The organism is Burkholderia sp. Ac-20365 (genome assembly GCF_017104715.1).
Taxonomy (GTDB): Bacteria; Pseudomonadota; Gammaproteobacteria; order Burkholderiales; family Burkholderiaceae; genus Paraburkholderia.
The window spans coordinates 44,853-61,949 of record NZ_JAAGPI010000040.1; the positions used below are offsets into that span (position 1 = coordinate 44,853).

11 protein-coding genes are annotated in these 17,097 nt (G+C 61.6%); 7 read left to right on the forward strand and 4 right to left on the reverse strand.

The annotated features are described in order from the left end of the window. Positions 1–43: 43 nt before the first annotated feature. From G3O01_RS37835 to G3O01_RS37845, 3 genes are all read right to left on the reverse strand, one after another. Positions 44–5,647: a discoidin domain-containing protein gene (locus G3O01_RS37835; protein WP_241024627.1), complete on the reverse strand. Its 5,604-nt coding sequence runs from the start codon at positions 5,645–5,647 to the stop codon at positions 44–46. 717 nt (positions 5,648–6,364) lie between these two features. Beyond that, positions 6,365–7,483: a Gfo/Idh/MocA family oxidoreductase gene (locus G3O01_RS37840; protein ID WP_205812248.1), complete on the reverse strand. Its 1,119-nt coding sequence runs from the start codon at positions 7,481–7,483 to the stop codon at positions 6,365–6,367. 45 nt (positions 7,484–7,528) lie between these two features. Then, complete coding sequence (locus G3O01_RS37845; RefSeq protein ID WP_205812250.1) at positions 7,529–8,518, reverse strand: zinc-dependent alcohol dehydrogenase family protein; 990 nt, start codon at positions 8,516–8,518, stop codon at positions 7,529–7,531. A gap of 323 nt (positions 8,519–8,841) precedes the next feature. Between G3O01_RS37845 and G3O01_RS37850 the strand changes: the two genes are divergently transcribed. The 4 genes from G3O01_RS37850 to G3O01_RS37865 all read left to right on the forward strand — a co-directional run bounded on the left by G3O01_RS37850 (position 8,842) and on the right by G3O01_RS37865 (position 14,100). Next, positions 8,842–9,951: an alkene reductase gene (locus G3O01_RS37850; RefSeq protein ID WP_205812252.1), complete on the forward strand. Its 1,110-nt coding sequence runs from the start codon at positions 8,842–8,844 to the stop codon at positions 9,949–9,951. A 205-nt stretch (positions 9,952–10,156) separates the two neighbouring features. Continuing rightward, entirely contained in the window at positions 10,157–11,413 is a 1,257-nt protein-coding gene (locus tag G3O01_RS37855) for an MFS transporter (protein ID WP_205812254.1), read from the forward strand. 240 nt (positions 11,414–11,653) lie between these two features. Then, a complete protein-coding gene (locus G3O01_RS37860) occupies positions 11,654–13,348 on the forward strand; it encodes a Na/Pi cotransporter family protein (protein WP_205812256.1) in 1,695 nt (564 codons plus the stop codon). A 101-nt stretch (positions 13,349–13,449) separates the two neighbouring features. Beyond that, positions 13,450–14,100 carry an ureidoglycolate lyase gene (locus G3O01_RS37865; protein WP_205812265.1) on the forward strand — a complete coding sequence of 217 codons (651 nt, stop codon included), beginning with the start codon at positions 13,450–13,452 and terminating at the stop codon, positions 14,098–14,100. 35 nt (positions 14,101–14,135) lie between these two features. Here G3O01_RS37865 and G3O01_RS37870 read toward each other — a convergent pair whose 3' ends face one another. After that, positions 14,136–14,876, reverse strand: a complete 741-nt coding sequence (locus G3O01_RS37870; protein WP_205812267.1) for a glucose 1-dehydrogenase — start codon at positions 14,874–14,876, stop codon at positions 14,136–14,138. Between the two features lie 71 nt (positions 14,877–14,947). Between G3O01_RS37870 and G3O01_RS37875 the strand changes: the two genes are divergently transcribed. The 3 genes from G3O01_RS37875 (at position 14,948) to G3O01_RS37885 (ending at position 17,072) form a co-directional block, all read left to right on the forward strand. Then, the gene (locus tag G3O01_RS37875) at positions 14,948–15,868 is read left to right on the forward strand and encodes a LysR family transcriptional regulator (RefSeq protein ID WP_241024629.1); all 921 of its coding nucleotides are present in this window, start codon (positions 14,948–14,950) and stop codon (positions 15,866–15,868) included. A gap of 82 nt (positions 15,869–15,950) precedes the next feature. Beyond that, the gene (locus G3O01_RS37880; protein ID WP_205812269.1) at positions 15,951–16,517 is read left to right on the forward strand and encodes a TetR/AcrR family transcriptional regulator; all 567 of its coding nucleotides are present in this window, start codon (positions 15,951–15,953) and stop codon (positions 16,515–16,517) included. A 192-nt stretch (positions 16,518–16,709) separates the two neighbouring features. Next, the gene (locus G3O01_RS37885; RefSeq protein WP_205812271.1) at positions 16,710–17,072 is read left to right on the forward strand and encodes an organic hydroperoxide resistance protein; all 363 of its coding nucleotides are present in this window, start codon (positions 16,710–16,712) and stop codon (positions 17,070–17,072) included. Positions 17,073–17,097: the final 25 nt, after the last annotated feature.

Consider the following 17,097-nt stretch of genomic DNA (forward strand, 5'->3'; position numbering starts at 1 on the left):
GCAAGGCGGGCGTCCATGCAACGTTACGAAAGGGACATCGGTATCACTGACGCGTGCGCTGCGTCGACGTCACGTTGTTGTACACACCGAACTCGAACAGCGAGTAGCCGTAGTCCGTCGAACGCTTCGTGCCGTACAGGCGCACGTAACGCGCTGTCGTGCTCGCGAACGACAGGTCTTCAATACCGCCCTTGCTGTCCGTCGTCGAATAGACGGTGTTCGACCAGTCGAGGTTGTCGTGCGATGTCTGGATCTGATACGCAATGGCGTGCGCGTTCTCCCAGTTCAGCACCACGCGGTTGAAGGTCTGCTCCGAACCGAGATCGACCGTGATCCACGACGGGTCGACAAACAGCGACGACCAGCGCGTGCCCGTATTGCCGTCTACGGCTGCCGATGGCGGCGTGTTGCCGTTCTCGTCGCCGCTCGACGTGGCCGGCCGGTTCAGCGCCAGATTCACGCTCGCCGACAGCGGCACGAAGGTCACGCTGATGCTGTGCTTCGCGGTGACGTTGGTGAACGTGTACGTCGACTGCACGCCCAGGTTCTGGCCATCCACCGTCATCGAGCCCACGCCGTAACCAGCCGCCGGTTGCGCCGTGAACGTCTGCGAACCGCCCTGGATCACGTTCACGTCACCCGACGGGCTGATCGCACCGTTCGCGCCGGCGGTTGCCGTGACGACCAGCTTCGGCGTTGCCGCCGAGTTGTAGACCTCGAACTCGAACAGCGAGTAGCCGTACTGCGTCGCGCGCTGGACACCCTGCATGCGCACATAGCGTGCGTTCGTGACGGGCAGCGAGATGTCCTCGACGCCGCCTGCGCCCGCGCGCTGCGGGATGATGCTGGTCCACGCCTGGTTGTCGTTCGACGCCTGCAGCAGATACGCCTTGCCGTACGCGTTTTCCCAGTTCAGCACGACGCGGTCGAACTGCGTCGCCTGGCCGAGATCGACCGTGATCCACGCGTTGTCGTTGAAGTCCGACGACCAGCGCGAGCCGAGGTTGCCATCGACCGCATTGGTGGCCGCATAGCCGTCGTCCTGCGTGCCGCTCGACGTTGCGACCTTGCCGCGTGCGAGGTTGGCGCTCGGCGTGCCGCCATCGCCACCGTTACCGCCATTGCCGCCATTGCCACCGTTACCGCCGTTGTTGCCGTCGTTACCGTTATTGCCATTGTTGCCATCGTTACCGCCCGTTGCGGCCGTCACGGTCAGCTTCGCCGTCGCGCTCGTCGCGCTGCCGCCACCGTTGGTCACGACGACGCCATACGTCGCACCGTTGTCGGCTGCGATCGTGGTGGGCGGCGTCGTGTACGTCGGATTGCTCGTGATCGCCACCACTGCACCGTTGCGCAGCCACTGGAACGAGAACGGCCCCGTGCCCGTGACACCCACCGAGAACAGCGCAGCCTGCCCTTCGCTGACCGTCACGTTCGACGGTTGCGCCGAAATCACGGGCGCATCGGCCGAATTACCCGACACGCACAGCGACCAGCCCGGCGTGTTGTTGATGATGCCGGGCGTGGACTGCCCCGACGAAAACACCAGATACGCCTGCGTCGGCGCATCCTGCACGCCCGTCGTCGTCCACGTGCCCCACGGTGCCGGGAACGCGCAGGTTGCGAAGTTCGCACGCGCCACCGTCAGTGCTTCGTTTTGCGTCGGCAAACGCATGCCGATAGCCGCGCAATACTGCTTCGCAACCGTCTGCGTGAACTGCGCGCCCTGGTTCGGGAACGTCGTGTAGTACTGCTGCCACACGAGCCCGCTCACGTTGTCCTTCACGTTCGGCACGTACGGACCCGACGGCAGACCTGCGATGGTCGAATTCCAGATACCTTCCTTCGCGCCCAGCAACGTGAAGCGCTCCGTCGCGCCGCCACACTGCGGCGAGTCGAACACCTGGAACTCGAACAGCGAATAGCCATACTGCGTCGTGCGTTGCAGGCCGAGCATGCGGACATAGCGCGCCGACGTGCTCGGGAAGATCGTCGTTTCCGTGCCGCCGTGGCCAGCGATGATCTGGTCGTTGGGCAGCACGTTCGTCCATGTGCTGTTGTCGTTCGACACCTGGATCTTGTACGCCGACGCCGCTGCGTTTTCCCACATCAGCACGACCTTGTTGAAGGTCTGGATGGAGCCGAGATCGACCGTGATCCACGAAGGATCGATCTCAGGCGCCGACGCCCAGCGCGATGCAACCGAGCCGTCCAATGCATACTGCGCGGTGAGACCGCCGTTCTGGTCGCTGCTCGACATCGCCTTGGCGTTGAGCGCGAGGTTGCTGTTGTCCGCGCCGCTTACCGTCAACGTCGCCGGGTCGCTCGTGATGCTGCCTGCGCTGTTGGTGATCGTGACAGCGTAGTTGCCGCCGTCGGTGCCTTGCGCAGATGCAATCGCGATGCTCGCCGAGTTCGTGCCGTACGGCTTGCCGTCCTTGGTCCATTGATACTTCAGCGGTGTGGAGCCGCTCGCGAGCACGTTGAAGCTGACGCTCTGACCAACCGGCACGCTCAGGCTGCGCGGCTGCGACACGATGACAGGCGGCGTCGCCACGCTCACCGTCAGCGTGGCACCCGCCGACGTGATCGTGCCTGCGCTGTTCGACACGACAGCGCTGAATACCGAGCCGCTATCCGACGTCTGCGCAACGGGCGTGTCGTAGACCGGCTGGGTGGCGCCGGGAATAGCCTCGCCGTTCTTCAACCATTGATACGACAGCACCGGCGAACCGTCTGCCGCCACGGTGAACTCCGCGCTCTGCCCCGCCGTGATGCTGAGCGAAAGCGGTTGCATGGAGATGGTCGGCGCGGCGGGCGCCACGACCGTGAGGGTCGCGCCGTTCGACGTCACGCTGCTGTTCGCGTTGTGGATGGCGACGCTATACGTCGTGCCGCTGTCGCCCGTCTGGACGGCGGGCGTCGTGTACGTGTAGCTCGTCGCGCCAGGAATCGGCGCACCGTTCTTCATCCATTGATAGCTGATGGGCGCAGCGCCTGCCGACAGCACCGAGAACTGCCCGCTCTGCCCTTGCGTCACTCGCTGGTTCGACGGCTGCGCGATGATCTTCAGCGCGCCCGGCTCCTGCGGACCGACCACGAGCGCGTTGCCGTTGAACGTCTGCGCTGCGTTCGTCGGCACCACGTTGAAGGTTGCCGTGCCGCTGCCAAGACCCGGCGACGTCGCCGTCACGGTCACGGCGCCTGGCGTGAACTGCGTCTTGACCGCGATGCGCGTCATGCCGCCTTCGATCGACAGGTTCGGGTCGCCCGGCGCGTGATACGACAGTGGCTGATTGTCAGTCACGTAGTGGTCGGAGCCGCCGCGATACGTGCCGGGGCCGCTGACCTTGAACGTCACGATCTGCGATGCATCCGGCACGCGTACGTTATTCGCGTCGACGACGGTCGCCGTGATGATGGCGGCATCCGTGCCGTTCGCGGTGAGTGCGAACGACTCGCCGTCCGGCTTGACCAGTTCAGGCTCGACCGTCAGCTGGATATGATCGGCGGGGCCTGCCGTCACGAGCGAATCGTACGCTGCGACCTGGCGGTTGTTGTCGAGACATTCCGCGGTCAGCGTGCCCGGCGCCCACTGGATGTTGTCCCAGTGCACCTGCGTCGGCAGCATCGTGGTGTTCTGCGTGATGTCGGTGGGCTCGGTCGACGGCGAATTCGGCGTCTGGTCGGCGCCGATCAGTTCGCCATTGAGGCGCAGCCGCACTGCGGGACAGTTACTGAACGCGTTGACCGTCACGGAGCCGGCGCGATTCCACGTGTGCGCGAGCTTCACGACAGGCTTGATCTCGAATGGCGTCCATGCAGCCTGATAGATGTAGTAGATCAGGCGCGGCAGACGGTTTGCGTCCATCATCGACGCCCCATTACCGCGCACGGACACATCGGGAACGCCATCCGTCTGTGTGTTGATTTCACCCGGCGTATCCGCGAGATACCAGTGCGCAATGCCGAACGACTTGCCCGCCACGCTCTCGACCCAGTTCTTCACGTACTTCGCGGCAAACGCGAGCTCGAAGTCATACTTCCATCGACCAACGCCGTCGCCCCAGTATTCCGAGCCCCACGCCGGCGAATTCGGGTAGTCCTTCTTGACGTTGATGTCGCAGCCGTTGCCGCTGCAGCCGAGAATATCGCCATTATTCGGGTTCGGCGTGCGGTCGGCCTGTGCGCGCGTGTTGACGGGATCCCACACTTGTGAGAGCGCCTTCAACGATTGCGCGAATGCCGTGTCCGTTGCGCCGTTGTCGGCTTCCCACGCGAGCACGGACGGGTGATTGCGATCGTGAACGATCATGTCGCGATGCAGTTCGGTCTTCAGCGTGACGTTGTTCTGCGTCATGCACGCGTCGACCTGCGGACCGCCTTGCGCATTGCAGATCACGGCGAAACCGCCTTCACCCTCGCCGCTGGGCTGAACCATCATCACGCCGTAGGCGTCGGCGGCATCGAGGAAGTCGCGGCCCTGGCTCGAATGGCCCGGCCGGTACAGACTGCCGCCCGCCTGCGCGAGCAGGCTCAGATCCTTCCATTGCAGTTCCGGCGGCACGGCCGAGCCCAGCGCCGGATAGTCGTAACGGCCCGACGCGCCCCACAGATAATGCGGATGCCCGTTGATGATCGGGAAGTTCTGGTCCCATGTGATCGTGCGAATGCCGAACGGCGTTTCCGTCGTATCGACGACCACTCCGTCGATGCTGACGGAGTGCACCACGTGATACAGATACGGCTTGCCATAAAGGCTGTTATTCGGATACCAGAGCGTCGGATTGGAAACCGTCAGCACCTGATCGAATAGCGTGGGCTGCAAGCCGGGTTGCACATTGGCAGCTACGTTGCGCGTGTCCTGCGCGGTCGCCACGACGGTGCCGCCCGCGTCGACGATCTGCGTGGTCAACGTCACCTTCCGGTCCATCGCGTACTCGTTCAGCACATTGGTCTGCACGCGGACAGTGGCCGACGACGTACTCGCCGAGACCGTCGCGACATACGTGCCCCACGTATTGAGCACCGCATAGATGTTCTCGGGAATGTGCACGCGGTCCGTGATGTGCATCCACACGGGACGGAAGAGACCCGTATCGTCCTGGCCGAAACGGAATGCGCCCGCGAAGTTCGGCGATTCGAAGAACTTGTCTCCGCGCGCAACTTTCACGGCCAGCACATTGTCCGTGCCGTCGAATTTCACATAGTTCGTGATATCGACGATGAACGGAATAAAGCCGAGCACGTGCGTCGCGTCTTTATTGATCTGGCTGTTGCCGGGAATGAACGTCCCGTTGATATAAACCTGCGCGCCCGTATGCGCGCCTTCGAACTCGATATAGATCTTGCGGTTCGCAAAGGACGGATCGAGCTTGAAGTGCTTTCTGTACCAGTTGATGTTGCCCGTCAGATAGCCCTGATCGCCACCGGACCTCCAGTTGAGGAAGGTGTCGTTGTCAGACGGCGTCTGCGGAACGCCTACCTGCTGCCATGCCGAGTCGTTGAAGCCAGGCTGCATCGAGTTGGGATCGTCGGCGTCCTTGATGTACTGCCAGGGCGTTGCGCCGAGATTGATCCTGATGTGATTGGATGGCGGAAGTGCTTCGCTGGCGACGGCGTGAGTCGCAATGCAAAGCATCATCATCCAAAGTACAACTAAACAGCCTATGAGCTGCCCCGTAAACAACCGTACGCTATAGCGCATTATGGTTTCCTTGTCGTTCTTTCCGGTCTTTCTTTGAATTGATGTGGCTCTATGTTCACGCCGTGCCGTTTAGTGCGGCCTATGCACGAGCAGACACACTCGCCGGTGCCAGTGCGCAATGCGCGCCTTTTGCACCGGCGAGTACGACTGCGCCACTTTCCTGATTGCCGAACATCCCAAATGGCAAGCAAACGTTTGCTCTTCGATTTGAATACGCTTGCTTAAAGACGCCCCAATCCCACTATTTAATTTTTCATGGCCAGGCCAATCGTTGTTTTGATGTATTCCTGTACGCAATAGACGATTGCGTGCGGAATGCCTTTTATTTCTTTGCTACGTATGTACGCGATTCCCGACTGCGCAACGCGATGCGGCAAGCCTGAACCCCCGCGTTGGCGCAGCATTCTTCTTTACTTTTGTGACGGCGATGTTACGAACAATTTCAAATTCGAAGCGATGAGTTAAGTCTGCCGCTTAATGGAAAGTTCTCATTTCAATTGCCATTTAGCGCAAGCTTTCAGTCCGCTCACAGCGTGCCTTACGGTCGGGCATTAGACATTCATCTAATTTTTAAAGCAATAGCAATAGAGTCAACGCGATGTTGCCTGGCGGGAAACACCGCGCGACCCGTTCACTCATCCATTACTCATTCACCCATTACTTTCCGGCATTCAACTGTACAAACTCGCGTGAGAGGAAAGATCTCTGTGCGCTGTCGATCAGATCATGCATCTGCACCGCATCGGCGAAGCTCGGCGCAGCGTGCGTACCATTCGCCACATCGTGCGCGTATTCCCAATAGAGTTCGGCCAGTTCCAGCACGGCAGAAGGCAAACCTGATTCGGGCAAGCGCAGATAGCTCTGCGGCACGTGCAGTCTTTCGAGTGGCTGCCGGTCGCCGTGCGCGCCGAAGATTGCATAGTCGTCGCCGACATCGCCAAATGCCGATTCATTCGTGATACGCAGATCCCCTTCCGTCCCGGTGATATCGATCTGCACGCCCGAGCCGTTGCGCTTGCCGCCTTCGATATGCACTGACACAACCGCGTGATCGTTCAACATGCCAGCAAGCACAAGTTGATCGGGGGTCGATGTGGGCATCGACGCACCTGTCTCGCGAATCGTCACCGACGGGAACTGATTCGGCGTAAGCGCGGCAATCGAAACAGGCCAGCCGGTTCCGGAAAACAGCATGTCGAGAAAGTGGCCGCCATAGATCGAAACCACTGACGAAAAGTTCTCAGGCGGCACCGTCCATTCGAGTGCGCGCGAGCGTGTCGCCTGGAAGTAGTTCATGCTCACGTGCATGCGCACCGAACGCAATTCGCCCACATAGCCTTGCTGAATCAGATCGCGCACATAGCGGTTATGCGGTGCAAAGCGCCGCTGCAATCCGACGACATGCCGCACGCCGCGCTCTTTCGCAAGCTTCAACAGTTCTTTCGATTCGGCGAGCGTCGTCGTCAACGGCCATTCGCAATACACGTGCTTGCCTGCAGCGATAACGCGTTTCACGGTCTGCGCGTGTTGCGGGGCTGTATTGAGCACGACCACGAGATCGATGTCGGCGCTGTCGATCAGTTCATCGATCGATCCGGCCACGCGTGTGATCCGATATTCGCGCGCCGCTGCTTCAGCGGCCTCGCGCCGATGACTGTACACAGCTTGCAGCGTGTACTGCGGCAACAGATCGAGCACGCGCAGGTGGCCGTGCTTCGCCCAGTTGCCGACGCCGATCACACCCACGCGCAACGGCACAACTTGTGATGCTTCCATGATTTCCAGTTCTCCATTCAATGACTGCATGCAACAGCACGCGCATCACACCGACACGACGATGCGTCCAAAGTGCTCGTTGCGTTCGAGCGCGGTATGCGCCTGCACGATCTGATCGAATGCGAAGCGCTGTGCGATCACCGTCTTGAGCGCGCCCGACTGCAATCCGTCGAAAATGAATGCGGCTGCATCGGCCTGGCGTTGCGCGTCCGTGGTAGTCGAAAACAGGTTATAGCCATGCACGGTGATGCGTTTATAGAGCAAGGGCAACACGGGCAGCACGGTTTCATCGGGACTCAATGCGCCATACAACAGGATCGTGCCGCCGGGCCGCGTCGCATCGATCAGACGAGCGAAAGTCCTGCCGCCGACGGGATCGAACACGAGGTCCGCGCCTCGTCCATCCGTGATGCGCTGCACGGCTTCAACGAGATCGTCTTCGTCCGTAACGATGACGTGGTCTGCACCGAGCGCAATCAGCGCGTCGCGCTTCGCGCGCGTTCGCGTCAATGCGACTGCCGTCGCGCCCAGACGCTTCGCCACCTGAATCGCGCCGAGGCCCACACCGCTCGACGCTGCCGGAATCAGCACGACGTCGCCCTGTTTGACGAGTCCATTCTCAGTGAATGCGGCGTAAGGCGTCACGAAAACATTCCAGATCGCCACCGCGTCTACGTGAGAAAGCCACGCGGGACTCTTCACGACAGCGTGCGCAGGCGCGAGCACGAGTTCGCCGTACACGCCGTAATCGTTCATCGAAAACGAAGGCACCGTGCTGACGGCATCGCCGATTGCAACATGCGTGACGTTGGCACCCACCGCATCCACCACACCTGACGCTTCATAACCGACACGCGCCGGCAGCTTTGCGGGCTCGACGTATTCGCCACGCCGCCACATCGCTTCCGCCCGGTTCAGCCCGATGGCCTTTACGCGGATCCGTACTTCATTAGCAGCAGGTTCGGGCGTACCGATCTCGGTGTACTCGAACACATCGGGACCGCCGTGCCGCGCAAAGGTAATCGCTTTCGCCATGATCCATTCCTTTATTTCGTTCAATCCATCACAGGCGTTTCGCCATGAAACGCCGCTTGAAGTGGCTCGAATTATCGGAATCGTGTTCTGAAGGATAAATGCGGCGCCGCAGACATCACTGTTCTTTTGCACCCAACAATCACGTTTTCCACGCGGGAAGCCCCGTGCAGCAAGGTTCGCACGATTGCGGACAGGCGTGTCCGTAGTGCGTGAACCGGCGGACTGTTTTTCTCGCGGATCGCTGCCACTACATTGGCGTCAAGCGTCGCCGGTTATCGGCAACACGCAACAGCTTCCCTGAATATCGGATTGTGGAGATTGAAATGTCCAAACTGTTTTCGAAAGTCACGCTTGGTTCTTACGAAATCGCGCATCGCGTTGTGCTCGCCCCGCTCACCCGCATGCGTGCCGAAAGCGGCGCACGCCCCGGCCCGCTGATGGCTGAATACTATGCGCAGCGCACGTCGGAAGGCGCGCTGCTGATCGGCGAGGCAACCATCGCCGCGCCGAACGGCAACGGTTATCTCGGCGCGCCCGGCCTGTACGACGACAGCCAGATCGCTGGCTGGAAGGCCGTCACCCATGCGGTGCACGCCAAAGGCGGCAAGATCTTTCTTCAGCTTTATCACGCAGGACGTCAATCGAATGCGCAGTTGCAGCCCGATGGCGGCCGTCCCGTCGGACCGTCCGAAGTGCCGCACGGCGGCGTTGCCTATACGGAAGCGGGCTGGGTGCCCAACACGCCGAATCGTGCGCTGGAAACGGCTGAAATCGCTGGCATCGTCGAAAGCTTCCGCACAGCGGCCGAACGCGGCGTGAAAGCGGGTTTCGACGGCGTCGAGCTGCATGCGGCCAACGGTTATCTGTTCGACCAGTTCCTGCAGGATGGCAGCAACAAACGCACGGACGAATACGGCGGTTCGATCGTCAACCGCGCGCGCCTGCTGCTCGACACGACGCGCGCCGTGATCGGCGTGTGGGGTGCGGACAAGGTGGCAGTGCGTCTCGGACCGAGCGGTTCGTGGGGCGACATGTCGGATAGCAACCCCGAAGCGCTGTTCACCTATGTGGCGGACGAACTGAACAAACTCGGCATCGCCTATCTGCATCTGATCGAGCCGCGCATCGCTGGCAATGTCGAAGACGATTCGCGCGACCAGCAACCGGTCGCCGCGAAATCGCTGCGGACGCATTTTCATGGGCCGATCATCGCGGCAGGCGGCTTCAGCGGCGACAGCGCCGAAGCGATCGTGCAATCGGGCGATGCGGATCTGGTCGCGTTCGGACGGCATTTCATCGCGAACCCGGACCTGCCCGAACGCCTGCGCAAAGGTCTGCCGCTGAATGCGTACGACCGCGATACTTTCTTCGGTGGCACGGATGTCGGTTACACCGACTATCCGTTCCATGACGAAGCGGCTGTCGCGGCCTGAAACGCGTGTTCTGACATGACGGTTGATTCGTAGCGAACAGGAGGCGACCAGACGGTCGCTTCCTCGCTGGCGGCTCATGCGGAGCAAGCATCGCCCTCAGTCACTCGCGTCAATTGATCCGATCGACGTCGCCTCTTCTTTCCCCTGTATTTCCTTATGCACGTCGCGCGCGCCGCCGTCTGCGCGCTCGCCGGAGTTTCCCGTTATGGACATCCATCAGTCCGCGTCGCTCGCCGACGCGTCTTTGTCGTCTTCACCCGCAGTCAATCCGCGACGCTGGCTCGCCGTACTCTCAATTGCACTCGGCTCGTTTGCGTTCGTGACGACGGAGTACATGCCCGTCGGCGTGTTGCCGAAAATCGCAACAGACCTCGCGGTCACGCCCGGCACGGCCGGTCTGATGACCACGACGCCCGGACTCATCGCCGCCCTCTCCGCGCCGATGCTGCTGCTCGCGGCAGGTCGCCTGAACCGCCGTTCGATTCTGCTGTTGCTGTCGGTCGCGCTGGTTGCGTCGAATCTCGTTTCGGCTTTTGCAACGAACTTCGCGACGATGCTCGTCGGGCGCGCACTGCTCGGCATCAGTCTCGGCGGATTCTGGACCGTTGCGCTCGGCGTGTCAGGACAGATCGTCGTCGAAGAAGAAAGCGCCAAAGCCAGTGCAACGATCTTCATGGGCATCACGCTCGCGACTGTCATCGGTGTGCCGCTCGGCACCTTCATCGCCGAACTGTCGTCGTGGCGCGTCTCGTTCTTCGCCACCGCCGCGCTCGCGCTCACAGCACTGCTGATGCAGGCGACACTGTTGCCCGATCTGCCGCCGCGCGCCGCCGCACGTATCGCCGATTTCCGCCGCATGCTCGCGCGCGGCACCGTAGTGCGCAGCCTGATGCTCGTCGCCTTGCTGTTCGGCGCCCACTTCTGCGCATACACCTATATCGCGCCCTTCCTCGAGGACAACGCGTTGCTCGGCGCGACGTGGGTGACGGCATTGCTGCTCGGCTTCGGTATCGTCGGCTTCATGTCGAACTTCGTTGCGTCGGCATTCGTCACCTCGCATCCGCGCCTGTCGCTGTTCGCGATGACTGCACTCCTCATGGCATCGCTGGTAGCACTTCCTGTGTACGCACAGATGCACGGCGCAGTGATCGCGGGCGTGCTCGCGTGGGGCGTCGCTTATGGCGCGATTCCGTTATGCCTGAGCGTGTGGATGCAAATGACATCGCCGCAACAACCGGAAGCTGCATCGGCGCTGTTCGTCGGCGCGGTGCAAACGGCTATCGCCGCAGGTTCGCTCGCTGGCGGCGTAGCGGTCGATCACGCCGGCGCAACAGGCGCAATGCATCTTGGCGTATTGCTCTGCGCAATGGGACTCGCTGTGCTTGCATCATTCAGCACCACGCGACGCACGTTGTCCGCTGTGCTCGAAAACCAGGTTGTTAACCGGCGTCGCTTCACGTGAAGTACGTCAACGCATATCGAAGCAGCTAGCCTGCGTGAATCGATCAATCGCGTTGCGCAGAACGGTATCGGCACGGGCAACACGACATCGTTCGTTCACGATGTATGGCGCGTGCCGCCGCACACCACGCCGCAGCCTGGCAACTACAGCGACACAATCGCGGCGACCATCAGTTTCTAGCGTCGTGCGCGAAGGAAGTCCGTACAATGGCACGATCTCAGGCTTGAGACGGGTCGTGTCATGCAAGCTGCTGGCAATCTGAACCTGATCGAAATCGTCGGCTTGCTGGTCGGCGGGCTCGCCCTGTTTCTGTTCGGGCTGGAGCTGATGACTGGCGGGCTCAAGGCCATCGCCGGCTCGCGCCTGCAGTCGCTGCTCGGCACGCTCACTGCCAGCCGCTTTCGCGGCATCCTCGCTGGCGCAGGGATCACGGCACTGCTCAATTCCTCGACGATCACCACCGTGCTGCTGGTCGGCTTCGTCTCCGCCGGGCTCATGACGCTGCAGCAGTCGATCCCGATGATCATGGGCGCCAACATCGGCTCGACGCTGACCGCGCAGATCATCGCCTTCAATATCTCCGCGATAACGCCATTTCTGCTCGCGGGCGGCTTCCTGATGTACAGCTTCGCCAAACGCGAACTGGTGCGCGAACTGGGTGGCGTGCTGCTCGGTCTTGGCCTGCTGTTTCTCGGCATCGAAATGATGGGGAACGCGACGCGGCCGCTGCGCAATTACGAGCCGTTCATCAACGCGATGCAGGACATGCGCAATCCGCTGCTCGGCATCGCAATCGGCGCGATCTTCACGGCCATCGTGCAAAGCTCGGCGGCGACGCTCGCGATCGTGATCGCGCTCGGCAGCCAGGGGCTGATACCGCTCGAATCCGGCATCGCGCTGATTCTCGGCGCCAACGTGGGAACGTGCGGCACTGCCCTGCTGGCATCGATCGGCAAGTCGGCGGAAGCCGCGCAGGTGGGCATCGTGCATCTGCTGTTCAATCTGCTCGGCGTGCTGTTCTTTGCGTTCGTGATTCCGCAGTTCGCCGATCTCGTCCGCGCGATCTCGCCTTCCGCGCCCGAACTGACGGGCGCAGCTCGCCTCGCCGCCGAAACGCCGCGCCAGGCGGCCAACGCGCATACCGTGTTCAGCGTGTTCAGCACTGTCGTGTTGATCTGCTTCACCGGGCCGATCGGCAAGCTTGCTGAAAAGCTTGCGCCAGCATCACGCAAGGCATGGCAGAACCCAGGGGTGCCGCGCTATCTGGATGAAACGCTGATCGATATGCCGGCGCTCGCCATCACGCGCGTGCAGCTCGAACTGGCCGCGCTCGGCAAGCAGATCGAACAGCTGGTGCAGCATAGCGCTGCGCTGGTGGCCGAAGGCAGCGCGCAAGCACTCGCGACGCTCTCCGACGAAGACAAGGCCGCCGACAACCTGAGCACGGCTATCCTCACCTATGTCGGCCGGCTGTCGGACGCTGTCCATACCGACGATGAAGGTCGGCAACTCGTCGATCTTGCGCGCATCGCCACCTGTCTCGATGCGATCCGCGAAGTCGCCACGACCAGCATGCTGGCGCTGAGCCAGCGAAGGCACGCGCAAGGCGCGGACGTGACACGGTTGCGTGGCGCCGAGGCCGTGCGGTTTGCGACTTCAGTGATCGAACGGCTGGGGCTTGCTGTGAACACAATCGCGCATCCGGAGACGGAGGCTGTTGCGCGTGTCGTCGATGCGAAGGGTGAGATCGAGGCGCAGGCGGATGCGGCGCGCGCGCAGATCATGTCCGTGCTGCAACTGCGCAGTGAAGAGGACGCGTTCCACTTCCGTCTTGCCAATGACCTGATCGAACAGTTCAACGAGATTGCGCGGCTCTCGCGTGCGATTGTGAGGGCCAGTCGATCGCTGGATGAAGTTAAGGTGTCTGCTGGATAGCGACTCGCATGGGCGTCGCCCGTTACATATTGATGAAACCAACGTTGCGTATCCTCTTGCGCGCCCTCATCCGATACAACGCTTTCTGAAAGGCTTTAACGATGTCCACCCCGATCGACTACCTCAACCCCGCCCTGCCTCAAGGACTTCAGCGCGTGACCATGCCCGTCGTCGACGCGACGCCCGCGACGCTCGAAGGCTACGGAAAGCTCGTGGAAGACCCGAACGAATGCCGGGTCGAAATCGTGCAATGGCCCGCCACGGGATCGCGGCCCATCGATCCCGGCACAGGCGACGAGGCAGGCACGACGGAAGGCGTATTCGTCAGCGAGTGGCGCGGCGACGTTCTCTACGGTTCAAACGAGGCCGTCGGCGGCCACTACGTCCTTGCGTACGCAACCGAACCCGGCGAAGCGCGCGAAGACCACGCCAATCCGCCTGAGCGCATGTTGCTGTGGCACGCAAACTATCACCCGGACGGCGGGCAACTGTTCTTCCCGCTCGATCATCGCCCGTTCTACGTGCCGCTCGCGTTGCCGGGCGATGACATCACACCCGACAGATTCGTGTGCTTTCGCTTCGATGGGCGTCAAGGGCTCTACATCCATCCGAACATCTGGCACGAAGGCGTGTTCACGCTCGGCGGAACGCAGCGCTTCTTCGACAAACAGGGCGCCGTTCATGCGCGCGTGTCCGTCGAGTTTGCGACGGAGTTCGGTTGTCTGCTCGAAGCGCCTGTCGTGCATCCGTAACGCTTTGGCGCACGCGAGCAGTCGGGGCGGGACGCCTAGAAAACCAGCCCGCCCGCCACATCGATCGTGCTGCCCGTCACCCACGCGGCATCGTCCGACACGGCAAACGACACAGCCGCCGCAATGTCTTTCGGCAAGCCAGCACGGCCAAGCGGCGTCTTCGCGATGAACGGCTGGAGCAGATCGCGCGGCAAATGACTGTTGCCTTCCGTCTCCGTGAACCCGGGCGCGACGCCGACCACACGAATCTGCCGCGCTCCGAGCTCCATGCCGAGCGAGCGCGTCAACACATCGACAGCGCCCTTGGTCGCGCAATACACATGCGCCATCGGATTCGGGCTCTTCGCGACGCCCGAACTGATGTTCACGACCACGCCGCCCTGAGGCAACACACGCGCCGCCGCCTGCGTCATCAGCAACAGGCCGCGCACGTTCACGCTGAAATGCCGGTCGATGCTTTCGGCCGTCAGCGTATCGAGTGAATCGATGTCGTAGATGCCGGCATTGTTGACGAGAATATCGAGCTTGCCGAACGCTTCGAGCGTCGCGTCGACGAGCGCCTTCGGCTCGCCTTCTTTCGCGACATCCGCGCGAACCGCAACCGCTTCGCCGCCCGCCGCGGCAATGCGCGCGACGACGGCGTCCGCGTGCGATGCGTCGCGCGTGTAGTTCACCACCACCTTCGCCCCGTCCGCCGCGAGCCGCTCCGCGATGCCCGCGCCAATGCCTTTCGACGATCCCGTGACGATCGCCACCTTGCCTGCCAACCGACTCATGCCTGCTCCTGATTGTGAAGTCAGACTGTATGCTAGGCTGCGAAAGTCACCGAATAAAGCGGGAAAACAGGATGGACAATGAAGATGCACTTCACAATTCCGCCAATCTCCCGGACCTGCTTCCGGGCATAGCGGCGTTCGCGCGGGTCGCGCATCACCGCAGCTTCACGCGCGCGGCGCACGAACTCGGTGTGTCGACGTCCGCGCTTTCGCAGACATTGCGCACGCTCGAAGCACGCCTCGGCGTACGGCTGCTCGAACGCTCGACGCGCAAGGTCGGCCTGACGGAACTCGGCCAGCGCTTCCTGCAAAACGCGCAGCCGGCGCTCGCGGCGTTGCGTGGCGCCGTCAACGAAGTGCACGACATGCGCGACAAGCCGGCCGGCCTGCTGCGCCTGAACGTGTCGCGCATTGCCGCCGAGATTCTGGTGATGCCACGTCTCACGCCTTTTCTCGAGGCCTATCCGGACATCACCGTCGAACTGCATTGCGACAACGCGCTGATCGACATTGTCAGCGGCGGTTTCGACGCGGGTATCCGGCTGTCGGAAAATCTGTCGCAGGATGTGGTGGCGGTGCCGCTCGGCGGCGACCAGCGCCTCGCCACCGTGGCCGCACCGCATTATCTGAGCGGACGGACTTTGCCCCGCGAGCCGCGCGATCTTGCAGCGCATCGTTGCCTCAATGTGCGGCTGCAAAACGGCCTGTTCCGCTGGGTGTATCAGGCCGAGGGCCGCGAATTCAGCGTCGACACGCCGGGACCGCTTCTCACCAACGACGGCGACTTGCTGCTCTCCGCGATCCGCAGCGGCGCGGGCATCGGCTGCACGCTCGAAGCCGTGATCGCCGACGATATCCGTGCTGGCCGCCTGATTCCCCTGCTGGAACCGTGGTGGCCGCGTTTCCCGGGCTTCCACATCTACTATTCGAGCCGGATACACGTGCCGCGCAAGCTGCGCGCGTTCATCGACTTCATGCAGACACGCGCCTGATCCGGGCGATTGCGCAGATGAAACAGTGTGTCTTCGAAAATAGCGCTTGACTCTCTATCTAGTAGTAGATAAAGTTCGATCCATGGAACCGACCACTACCGTCCGCGAACAGATCCTCGACCACGCCATCACGCTGATGATGCTGCGCGGTTACAACGGGTTCAGTTATCGCGACCTGTCGGAACTGGTTGGAGTGAAGACTTCGAGCATCCATTATTACTTCCCGTCGAAAGACGATCTGGTGCTCGAAGCCGTCAGCCAGTACAGCAACGAGATTCTCGGCGCGCTGGGTTCAATCGACGCTACGCTTGCTGCCGATCAGAAGCTGAGCAAGTACACGAAGCTGTTTGGCAGAGTGCTGGGCGAAGGCGACCAGATCTGTCTGTGCGGCATGCTGGCCGCGGATATCGAGGCATTGCCCGATAACGTGCGCACCGCCGTGCAGGCATTCTTCAAGGCCAACGAAAGCTGGCTGTCGAAGGTGCTGGCGCAAGGCGTGAAGGAACGCACGTTGCATGTCAACGGCAAGCCTGAAAATGCAGCGCGAGCCTTGTACGCCGCCTATCAGGGCAGCGTGCTGGCAAGCCGGTTGTTCAAGACGAAGGCTCGACTCGAAGACGTCGAGGCTTCGTGGAAGGTTTCGAAGTAGCGGTATTCAAGGCGGTCGTCACACATCGCCTTTTGTTAGATCCCGTTATCTATCTAGTAGTAGATAAATAGCGATTGTAGAGAGATGTTGAGGAAGTACAGCGGTTCGCTCCATTGTCTATCTAGTAGTAGATAGCAAAGAGCCGAACCACATTGCAGATTCACTTAACCATTGCCAGTCAGGAGTTACATCATGTCGATCGAAAAAGTTCTGTACCGCGCTCACGCTCACGCTACGGGTGGCCGCGACGGTGCGGGTGGTGAAGGCGCGAACCCTGAACAACTGTTCGCGGCAGGCTACAGCGCCTGTTTCCTCGGCGCGATGAAATTCGTCGCAGCACGCGACAAGACGCCGATTCCGGCGGACGTGTCGGTCGACGGCAGTGTTGGTATCGGTGCGATTCCGAACGGCTTCGGTATCGAAGTCGAACTGAAGATTTCGCTGCCGGGCATGGACCGCGACACTGCTCAGGCGCTGATCGACAAGGCACACATCGTGTGCCCGTACTCGAACGCAACACGCGGCAACATCGACGTCACGTTGACGCTGGTTTGATCGACTTCAACTCATAAACAGAACA

Bases quoted from the DNA above. Each gene is read 5' to 3' on its own strand.
- G3O01_RS37835 (WP_241024627.1), bottom strand. From the start codon at position 5,647: ATGATGATGCTTTGCATTGCGACTCACGCCGTCGCCAGCGAAGCACTT.
- G3O01_RS37840 (WP_205812248.1), bottom strand. From the start codon at position 7,483: ATGGAAGCATCACAAGTTGTGCCGTTGCGCGTGGGTGTGATCGGCGTC.
- G3O01_RS37845 (WP_205812250.1), bottom strand. From the start codon at position 8,518: ATGGCGAAAGCGATTACCTTTGCGCGGCACGGCGGTCCCGATGTGTTC.
- G3O01_RS37850 (WP_205812252.1), top strand. From the start codon at position 8,842: ATGTCCAAACTGTTTTCGAAAGTCACGCTTGGTTCTTACGAAATCGCG.
- G3O01_RS37855 (WP_205812254.1), top strand. From the start codon at position 10,157: ATGGACATCCATCAGTCCGCGTCGCTCGCCGACGCGTCTTTGTCGTCT.
- G3O01_RS37860 (WP_205812256.1), top strand. From the start codon at position 11,654: ATGCAAGCTGCTGGCAATCTGAACCTGATCGAAATCGTCGGCTTGCTG.
- G3O01_RS37865 (WP_205812265.1), top strand. From the start codon at position 13,450: ATGTCCACCCCGATCGACTACCTCAACCCCGCCCTGCCTCAAGGACTT.
- G3O01_RS37870 (WP_205812267.1), bottom strand. From the start codon at position 14,876: ATGAGTCGGTTGGCAGGCAAGGTGGCGATCGTCACGGGATCGTCGAAA.
- G3O01_RS37875 (WP_241024629.1), top strand. From the start codon at position 14,948: ATGGACAATGAAGATGCACTTCACAATTCCGCCAATCTCCCGGACCTG.
- G3O01_RS37880 (WP_205812269.1), top strand. From the start codon at position 15,951: ATGGAACCGACCACTACCGTCCGCGAACAGATCCTCGACCACGCCATC.
- G3O01_RS37885 (WP_205812271.1), top strand. From the start codon at position 16,710: ATGTCGATCGAAAAAGTTCTGTACCGCGCTCACGCTCACGCTACGGGT.